Origin of the sequence: Spirillospora sp. NPDC049652 (assembly GCF_040675125.1) — a bacterium.
GTDB lineage: Bacteria > Actinomycetota > Actinomycetes > Streptosporangiales > Streptosporangiaceae > Spirillospora.
Genome location: NZ_JBFAOF010000228.1, coordinates 1 through 9,012, shown reverse-complemented (window position 1 = coordinate 9,012; position 9,012 = coordinate 1). Strand labels below are relative to the sequence as shown.

8 protein-coding genes are annotated in these 9,012 nt (G+C 74.0%); 6 read left to right on the top strand and 2 right to left on the bottom strand.

Features of this window, described 5'->3' with window-relative positions; genetic code table 11:
- The 5 genes from AB0J52_RS17000 to AB0J52_RS16980 all read left to right on the top strand — a co-directional run.
- The coding region (locus AB0J52_RS17000; RefSeq protein WP_500182530.1) for a glycosyltransferase at positions 1 to 1,059 on the top strand (1,059 nt) is incomplete at its 5' end.
- Between the two features lie 5 nt (positions 1,060 to 1,064).
- Positions 1,065 to 2,384, top strand: coding sequence for an O-antigen ligase family protein (locus AB0J52_RS16995; RefSeq protein ID WP_500182529.1), 1,320 nt, complete (start codon positions 1,065 to 1,067; stop codon positions 2,382 to 2,384).
- Positions 2,381 to 3,670, top strand: coding sequence for a lipopolysaccharide biosynthesis protein (locus tag AB0J52_RS16990; protein WP_500182528.1), 1,290 nt, complete (start codon positions 2,381 to 2,383; stop codon positions 3,668 to 3,670). The genes AB0J52_RS16995 and AB0J52_RS16990 overlap by 4 nt, the downstream gene beginning before the upstream one ends.
- Positions 3,667 to 4,410: a sugar transferase gene (locus AB0J52_RS16985; RefSeq protein ID WP_500182527.1), complete on the top strand. Its 744-nt coding sequence runs from the start codon at positions 3,667 to 3,669 to the stop codon at positions 4,408 to 4,410. Before AB0J52_RS16990 ends, AB0J52_RS16985 begins: the two co-directional genes overlap by 4 nt.
- A 28-nt stretch (positions 4,411 to 4,438) precedes the next feature.
- The gene (locus AB0J52_RS16980) at positions 4,439 to 5,332 is read left to right on the top strand and encodes a glycoside hydrolase 5 family protein (RefSeq protein ID WP_500182526.1); all 894 of its coding nucleotides are present in this window, start codon (positions 4,439 to 4,441) and stop codon (positions 5,330 to 5,332) included.
- Positions 5,333 to 5,367: 35 nt separating this feature from the next.
- Here the strand turns inward: AB0J52_RS16980 and AB0J52_RS16975 are convergent, their stop codons facing one another.
- Together AB0J52_RS16975 and AB0J52_RS16970 are read right to left on the bottom strand one after the other, a co-directional pair.
- Positions 5,368 to 5,589: a hypothetical protein gene (locus tag AB0J52_RS16975; protein WP_500182525.1), complete on the bottom strand. Its 222-nt coding sequence runs from the start codon at positions 5,587 to 5,589 to the stop codon at positions 5,368 to 5,370.
- A 153-nt stretch (positions 5,590 to 5,742) separates the two neighbouring features.
- The gene (locus AB0J52_RS16970) at positions 5,743 to 7,530 is read right to left on the bottom strand and encodes a Rieske 2Fe-2S domain-containing protein (RefSeq protein WP_500182524.1); all 1,788 of its coding nucleotides are present in this window, start codon (positions 7,528 to 7,530) and stop codon (positions 5,743 to 5,745) included.
- Positions 7,531 to 7,866: 336 nt separating this feature from the next.
- Here AB0J52_RS16970 and AB0J52_RS16965 point away from each other — a divergent pair, with 336 nt between their 5' ends.
- The gene (locus AB0J52_RS16965; protein WP_500182523.1) at positions 7,867 to 8,802 is read left to right on the top strand and encodes a sensor histidine kinase; all 936 of its coding nucleotides are present in this window, start codon (positions 7,867 to 7,869) and stop codon (positions 8,800 to 8,802) included.
- Positions 8,803 to 9,012 lie beyond the last annotated feature (210 nt).

The window sequence follows — 9,012 nt, the reverse complement described above, 5'->3', positions numbered from 1 at the left end:
CACGGCGAGGCGGCCGTCGCGAACGCCGCCGCGGGCGACCTGACCCCGCGCGCGTTCGCGGCCGGGATGGAGATTACGCAGGTCAGGCCGCTGGTCCCGCAGATCTCGCCGCGCGACGACCTGGCCGCGCTGCGGACGCTCACCGCCGTCCTCGCCGAGGGCCGGTACGACGTCGTCCACACGCACAGCGCGAAGGGCGGCGTGATCGGCCGGATCGCGGCGGCGCGCGCCGGGGTGCCGCGGATCGTGCACACCTGGCACGGCTTCCCGTTCAACGAGTTCCAGTCGCGGCCGCGCCGGTCGGTGTACGTGCGGCTGGAGCGGATGGCGGCCAAGCACACCGACGCGTTCCTGGCGATCGGCTCGGAGACCGTGACGACCGCGCTGCGGCTCGGCCTCGCCACCCCGGACCGGGTGCGGCTGTCGTGGCCCGCCGTGGACGTGGCGGCGTTCGAGGCGGCGGCGGCCTCCGGCGCGCGGGCCCGCGCGCGGCGGCGGCTGGACCTGCCGCTCGGGGTCAAGGTCGTCGGCTCGGTCGGGCGGCTCCAGTTCCAGAAGGGCCCGGAGATCTTCGTCCGGGCGCTCGCCGAGCTGCCCGAGGACGTGTTCGGCCTGTGGATCGGCGGCGGCCCGATGGCGGGCGAGGTCGAACGGCTCACCGAACGGCTCGGGCTGACCGGCCGGATGCGCTGGCTCGGCCACCGCGACGACGTGCCGGAGCTGCTGCCCGCCTTCGACGTGCTGGCGATGGCGTCCCGCTGGGAGGGCCTGCCGTGCGTGCTGGTCGAGGCGATCGCGGCCGGGATACCGCTGGTCGCGACGGCCGTCCCGTCCAACCAGGACCTGGTGCTCGCGGGCGAGACCGGGATGCTCGTCCCGCCGCAGGACCCGCACGGCCTCGCGGTCGCCGCCGCCGCGCTGCTGGACGACCCGGTCGCCGCCGGACGCATGGCCGAGCGGGCGCGCGGACGCGTCGGCGACTGGTTCACGCCCGGCTACCTCGGCACCGTCTTGGACGAGACCTACCGGGGCTCCTCGGCCCGTCCCCACCAGCGGTGACGCCGATGCTCCTGACCGCACCGGCGACCGTGAGGCCGGACGACACCACGCCGGAACCCGGTGAGCCGCCGCCCGTGAAGCGGCGGCTCCGGCTGACCGCGATCGTGCTCGTGCTGTCGATCGCGTCGCTGCCGATGCTGATGCCGTTCGGCATGGGACCGGGGCCGGGCAACACGGCGGTCCCGGACGCGCTGCTCGTCCTGCTCACCGGCACGACGCTGCTCTGGGCGGCGTCGCGGCGCAGGCCCGTGCCGTGGCCGTTCCTGGTGCCGACGCTGCTGGCCGTCCTCGCGGGCGCGACCGCGGCCCTGGTGAACGGCGGCGCGGGCGCGCTGCCGCTGGTCAAGGACGTGTTCGTGCTGCTGTGGGCGGTCTGCGTCGCGACGCTCTGCCAGGACACCGGCATGACCCGCATCGCGCTGCGCGCCTACGTCCACATCGGCACGCTCTACGCCGTCATGGAGATCGTCGGGATGGCGGCGGGCATCGAGGCCCTGTCGGGCAAGCAGGTGGACGGCGCTCGCGCCATGTTCACCTTCGGAGACGCCAACTACGCGTCCAACTGGTTCATCTGCGTGTTCTTCATCGCGCGCGCCGCGCAGCTCCCGCGCCGCAAGGGCACCCGCTGGGCGGTCTGCGCGATCCTGCTCACCGCCGAGTTCCTGACCGGCTCGAACGGCGGCGCGCTCGCGCTCGGCGTCGCCCTCGTCGTCGGCTACCTCTGGGGCCTGGTCCGCGCGGGCAGGGCGCACCACGCCGTCGCCGCCGGGGCGCTCGCGGCCGTCCTCGGCGGCGGGACGGTCGTCCTGCTCAGCCAGATCAACGTGGCGACGCTGGTCGAGCAGGTCGGGAGCACCGCGCCGATCCTGCGCGACTCGATCGGCCGGACGACCGGCGAGAGCACCGAGTCGCGCGGGACCGTCCTCAACACGACGCTGACGATGCTGAGCGAGCAGCGGCACCCGTTCGGGATCGGGCCGAACGAGGTGCGGCGGCACAGTTACGACGAGCAGTACTCCTACGTCCGCGAAGCCCACAACGACTACATCGCGGCCGTGCTGGAACGCGGGTTCCTGGGCGGCGTCGCGGTGATCACGCTGGTGTTCGTCCTGCTGCTGCGGTGCGTGCGGATCGCGCGGCGCGGGGCGCTGAACCGGGAGTACGCCGACCTCGTCCCGCATCCCGAGCTGTTCGGCGCGCTGGTCGTCGTGTTCCTGGTCTCCGCGCTGTTCTACCAGACCCTGCACTACCGGCACGGCTGGGCGTTCTTCGGCCTGATCGCGGCCGTGGACCTCTACGGACGACGGCGGGAGGCGAACCCATGACGCTCACCGGGGAACGCGGCGGCGGGCTGCGGAGCCGGATGGTCACGCTGGTCGCGGGCAACATGGCCGGACGCCTCGGCGCGCTCGCGTCGCTCGGGATCGCGACGGTCCTGGTCGCGCGGATCGGCGGGCCGAAGCTCGTCGGCGCGCTCACGCTCGTCCGGATCCTGCCGGGCATGGTCTGCCAGCTGTCGAACGCGGGCCTGATGGGCGCCGCGCCCTACTACCTGGCCGGGGAGCGGCACGACCAGCGGCGGGTGCGGCCGACCGTCGCGTGGCTCACGGTCGGCGGCGCGGTCGCCGGCGGGCTCGCCTGGCTCGTCCTCTCCCCCGCGATCTTCTACCTGTTCTTCCGGTCGTTCGGGTTCTGGATCGCGCTGGCCGCCGCCGCGCCGTCCTTCACGCAGGGCTTCGTGTCGGTCGGGAAGGGACTGCTCCAGGGCACCGGCGACCTGCGCGGCGCGAGCCTCGCGATCACCGTCGAGGAGTTCGTGTTCCTGCCGTTCTACGTCGGGATGCTCGGGCTCTGGTACGGGCCGGGCGCGCTGATCACCGCCCTCGTCCTCGCCGACGTCGCCGCCGCCGCGTGGATCGCGCGCCGCCTGGCCCGGCGCGGCTTCTTCTCCGGCTGGGGACGGCCGTCGTTCGAGCTCGGCCGCGAGATCGCCGGGTTCGGCATGCGCGGACAGCTCGGGCAGCTCGTGGACCTGCTGAACCTCCGCCTGGACGTGGCGTTCCTCGGCGCGATGGCCGGGCCGTCCGTGCTGGGCGTCTACACCGTCGCGTCGAAGTTCGCCGAACTCGTGCAGCTGCCGGGGCTGGCGATGAACTACGTCCTCTACCCCGACTTCGCCAAGGAGGCGCGGGACGTCGCCGCCGAGCGGACGCGGCGGCTGATCCTGCCGGCGCTCGCCGTGTCCGCCGTCGCCGTCGTGCCGCTCGCGCTGCTCACCGGGACCGTCCTGCCGTGGGTGTTCGGGTCGTCGTTCGACGGCGCGCGGAACCCTACCTACCTGCTGCTGTGCGGGCTCGTCACCTACGGGGTGTCCGGGCTGCTCCAGGCGTACCTGTACGGGATCGGACGGCCCGGGCTCACCTCGGTCGCGCAGGCCGCCGGGCTCGCCGTCACGGTCGCCCTCGACCTGCTGCTCATCCCCCGCTTCGGGGCGGCGGGCGCGGCCGTCGCGTCCGCCTTCTCCTACACCGCGACCACCCTCGTCCTGCTGTTCTGGTTCGCCCGGCTGCGCGGCCGGACCACTCTCGAAGCGGAGGCCGCTCCGTCATGACCGCCCTTGAGGTGTCCCCCGTCGACCCGTCCGACGGCGTCCCGCCCTCCGGTGCGCGCCGGGCGCTGGACGTGTGCGGCGCGCTGCTCGGCCTGATCCTGCTGTCGGTCCCACTCGTGCTGATCTGGAGCCTCGTGCGGATGTCGAGCACGGGACCCGGCCTGTTCCGGCAGACCCGCGTCGGGCAGGGGGGCCGCCCGTTCACGATGCTGAAGTTCCGGACGATGCGGACCGGCGTCGGCGGCCTCACCGTCACCGCGAACGCCGACCCCCGCCTCACCCGCGTCGGGCGGCTGCTGCGCGAGTGGTCCCTGGACGAGCTGCCGCAGCTGTGGAACGTCCTGCGCGGCGACATGACGCTGGTCGGGCCGCGTCCGGAGACCTACGACCTCGCCGTCCACTACGGCCCGGACACCCGCTGGGTCTTCGACCACCGGCCGGGCCTCACCGGGGTGTCGGAGGTGCGGTTCCGCGACTTCGACGTCCTCGGGCCGGGCGAGACCGTGGACCTGGTGAACTACATCCAGCGGATCGTCCCGGCGCGGGTGGCCGTGGACGCGGTCTACCTGCGCGAACCGTCCATGCGGGCGACGCTGCGCGCGCTGTGGGACACCTTCCGGCACATCCTCGGGTTCACCGTCCCGCCGCTCGCGGTCGCACCGGACGGCAGCGTGCGGCCCGTCCGCGAGGAGGCGGCGGGCGTCGAGGAGACCGGCGACCGCGCCCCGGACGCGGTGTGAGGCGGCGGTGAGGCGCGGAAGACCGGCCGTGGCCGCGGCGGTCACCGGGGTCGTGGCCGTCGCGCTGGTCACCGGCGTCCTGGTCGGCCTGTGGAGCCGCTCGTCCGGCGGCCACCGGCCGTACACCGGGCCGAGCGCGACGCCCGGCACCCGGCCCGCCCGGCACGTCCCGACCAGCCGGATCGCGCTGAACAGCAAGCCCGCCGACTACCCGCGGCTCAAGGAGCTCGGCTTCGACCTGGTGGACGCGCAGCCGGACGACGCTACCCTCGCGCGGATCCCGGCGGGGATGCGGGCGATGCTCTGGGTCGGCAACTTCACCTGCGACGACTTCTCGCTGTCCTTCGAGGCGTTCGCGGCGGCCGTCCGGAGGTACGGGCACGATCCGCGCGTCTACGGCTGGTACCTGTCGGACGAGCCGAACCCCGGCCGCTGCCCGAAGGTGCTCACCGAGATCCGCCGCCGCGCCGACCTGGTCAAGGCGCAGGCCCCGGGCCAGATCGCGTTCGTGTCGCTCACCGACTGGCCGATGCGGGACGCGACGCCCGCGAAGCTGAACGTGGACGTCATCGGGCTCGACCCCTACCCGTGCCAGGGCGGCGCGAGCCCGCGCGCCGACTGCGACCTCGGCGCGATCGACCGGATGGTGCGGCTCGCCGACCAGGCCGGGATACCGCGCGGGTCGGTCGCGCCCGTCCTGCAGACCTTCGGGCAGGGCTGCTCGGACGGCGACAAGCAGTACTGGATGCCGACCGGCGCGCAGTTCAGGGCCCTCCTCGCGCGCTGGGACCGGCTCGTCCCGGACCCGCCGCTGGAGATCGCCTACTCCTGGGGCCACCAGGAGAAGTACGCCTGCCCGACGCTCTCGGACGCCGCCGACCTCCAGTCGATCCTGAAGGAACGGAACCGGCCGCCGAACTGACTCCCGCAGGCGGGCCGCTGTCGCGCTCGGGTCGGTCAGTGCGTGGTGGTGACGCTGTGGTCGGCGCCGGCGGTCGTGTCGTCCACACCGTCGAACGGCACATCGAACGAGCCCAGCTTCAGCGCGAGCAGCTCCATACCGCCCACGAGCAGCGCGAACACGACCACCACCACGGCCAGGCGGCGGCGGTCGCCGCGCACCTTCCGCACGGCCGGACGCGCCTTCAGCACCGCACGCCGGATCTTCCCCACTGCCATCCCCAAAATCCCCTCAACCCCCATGAACGCAGGGAAAACGGTACCGGATTCGCGGATTCCTCATCCCCCGGATCGGCCGCTCGGCCGGATCGTCACCGGAACGTTCACGCGGCCCGTGGCCGATGGGCCACGGGCCGCGCGCGAGGGTCCGGATCACTCGACCGGGGCGGGCGCCTCCACGGACGCGGGCGCTCCGGCGGTCCCGGCGAGGTCGACGGCGGCGGGCACGCCGAAGGGTGTGGGCGGCTCGGCCGAAACGGGCATCTCGAAGACCCCCGGCGAGCCGGCCGGCGCGCGCCCGCCAAGCGGTACGGACGCGTCGAGCGGTTCGGACGCGTCGAGCGGGTCCGGCGCGTTCACCGGGGCGCACGGGTCGAGCGGGCGGCTGCCCAGGGAGGCGGCGCGGGCGTTGACGCAGCGGCCGGTCGCCAGGTCGAAGGCGAAGTTGTGCGCGAGGCAGTGGATCTGCCCGTCCCGGACGACCGCGCCGATGGACAGGTCCTCACCCGCGTGCGGGCAGTAGCGCGGGATGTCGAAGTCCCGGCCGGCCGAGTGGACGACGATGCGCTCGGACTCGTCCCGCCCGGTCTCGTACTCCTCCACCGCCCGCAGCGCCGCCGCGTTGGCGTGCTTGAGCAGGCCGACCAGGTGGTCGTTGTAGACGTCCGGGTCGCGGTAGAGGCTGAGCCGGAACGAGATCAGCAGATCCTCCCAGGCGAGGCGGCCGGTGAGGACGGTGTCCAGCCAGCGCCCGGCGACCGTGATCCGGTACTGCGGCCGCGCGTCCGGCCGGGCCTCGGCGACGGTCACCGCGCCGGGCGTCAGGTCCACGTCCCAGGTCCCGCCGTTCGGCCCGGTCACCTCGAACCGGACGGTCATCGCGATCTGCTCCAGGAAGTAGTCGCTGAGCGCGCCGAGCCGGTGGAAGTGCGCGGTGAACCGCTCGAACAGGTCCGGCCCCGGCTCGGGATAGGACGCGAGGACGCCCGCGACCAGCTCCTTGCGGTCGGCCGCGTACCGCTCCAGGTAGGCGGTGCGGTCGGCGGGCGGCCAGGCGTAGGAGAACTCGGCGGAAACCGGGTCGCGGGTGACCTCCCCGGTGTCCAGATCGACCGCGTCGCCGGGCTGGAAGTGCTCGAACGCCTGGTTCGGGAGGTGCTCGCGCAGCCAGCGCACCGACGCCTCGGGGTCGCAGAACGCCCCGTCCTCCTGGTCGAGCACCCAGTTGAGGTGGGCGACCTCCTCGTCCAGGAAGCACGGCGGCCCGGCGAAGGGGACGGCCAGCTCGGGCGCGGTCTGCCGGACGAGCCGCTGCGCCGCGCGCAGCTTGGCGACCCGCTTGGCCAGCGAGACCCGCGCCATCTCCTCCGGCGGGTACTCGTAGCAGATCGGATGCCAGGACGCGCCGGAGGTCTGCAGCGCCATGAGGTCGAGCCGTCCGCCCGCCAGGTGCTTGGCGCGGCGGGCCTGCGCGGCGGTCAGCCGGGCGTCGTTGCAGTGCAGCACCGCGCGGCCGTCCGCAACGATCAGAAATGCGGCGTCATGGCACATCGGCGACAACTCAGGAATCACCGTGATCCACGATCCGCGATTGTCCAGCGGGAATTTCTCCCACGGTGACACTTCAATGACCTGGCGGGAACCGGCCGCCGTTCGGATCCGTTCCCGGAACGCGGGTCCGGGATAAGCGGGAATGAGGATTCTGGTCCGCGCCGGAAGGCGTTCGATCACCCACGGGTCGAAGTGGTCCAGGTGTTCGTGCGAGACCGCGACCCAGTCGGCGGCGAGCACCTCCCGGAGGTCGAGGTGATCGTTTCTCGGATACTGGTGCCACGCCCCCAGGAAGGCCCCGGTGGGAGCGAGCCACGGGTCGGCGAGCAGGCGGAACGCCGCCGCGCGCACGACAAGTCCGGCATGTCCGAGAAAAGTGACCTTGGGCATACCGAGACTGTGCCTGCCGCGCCAGTGCCGCACACCCATCGGAATGCGCAAGGGCGCTACGCCGAAGGCATGAAGGAAATGCCGCCGGGACGGCCGTCCGGCGGCCGCGCGGACGGCCGGAGAGGTGATCGGAAAGGCCGTCCTTCGACGTTCCGACAATGGACCGGGTTGACGGGGATAATCGGGCTGTCCACAACCGGTCAGGCAGAGGTCAGTGGCGGTCAATTATCTGGACAGCCGATGCCGTGCGGGGTGACCGTCGGCATACGGGCCGTGGGGGGAGACGGCCCCGCAGTACTCCTGGAGAGGTGCCGGCGAAACGGACGGGGGTCCTCCATGAAGCACGGGCAGCCACGGTCCTCACCACCCCTGGACGCGCGGCGACCATCGGCGCCGGACCGTTCCACCGCCTCCGCCTCCGCCTCCGCCCCGTCCTCGTCCCGGGCGTGCGGCGCGGGCGAGCCCCGCGCGCGCGGCGGCGTCGAGCCCTGCGCCCACGGGGGCGCGGGCGACCCGGTGCTCTGGCGGCGCCGGCTGCGGCACGACATCCGGCACGAGCTCGGCACCGTGATCATGCTGGCGTCGGCGGTCGCGGTCGCCGACGACATCGGCCCGGCCAGCCGGGAGCGCGTCGAGCAGCTGCTCGGCGAGACCCGCTGGCTGGACCACCTGCTCCGCCAGCTCGACGAGGAGGGCGCGCCCGACGACGGCGGCGACGACCCGGCCGGCCCGGCCCCCGCGCAGCGGCTCCGCGTGGACGAGCTGGCCGCCGAGGTGGTCACCGGCATCCGGCTCGCGACCCCGCACGAGGTGTGCTTCGCGGGCGGGCCCGCCTGGGCGCACATGGACGCGGTAGCGCTGTGGCGGGCGCTGCGCAACGTCCTCGACAACGCGTGCCGGGTCGCGGCCCACCGGGTGGACGTCCGGGTCGGCGTCGAGCACGGCTGGGTCGTGCTGCAGGTGGACGACGACGGCCCCGGGTTCGGCCAGGCCCCCGGCGGGCTCGCCTCGCTCGGCCTCGGCATCGTCCACGACCTGGTGTCGGGCTACGGCGGCAGCCTGGAGATCCGCACCTGCGAGATGGGCGGCGCGCGGGTCCGGCTGCTCCTGCCGTCCGCCCCTCCGCCGAGCTTCGCCGCCGACCCCGGCCGCCCCGGCCACGCGACCGGCACGACCGACGAGACCGGCGCGGTCGGCGCGGTCGGCACCGTCGGCGCTGTCGGGGCCGCCGGCCCGGTCGACGACTGGGACGACTGGCGGCCGGTCGGATGAGCCGCCGGGACGACCGCGCGGGGCGGACGGCATGAGCACGGACGGCGCGTCCGCGGGCGGCGGGCGCGACGCTGGCGGCGTGGGCGGTAGGGACGGCGTGGGCGGTAGGAGCGGCGTGGGCGGTGGGGCTGCGTGGGCGGTGTAGGCGGTATGGGCGGCGGGGCCGGCGCAGGCGGCGCGGGCGGCGCGGTCACGGTGGTGGTCTGCGAC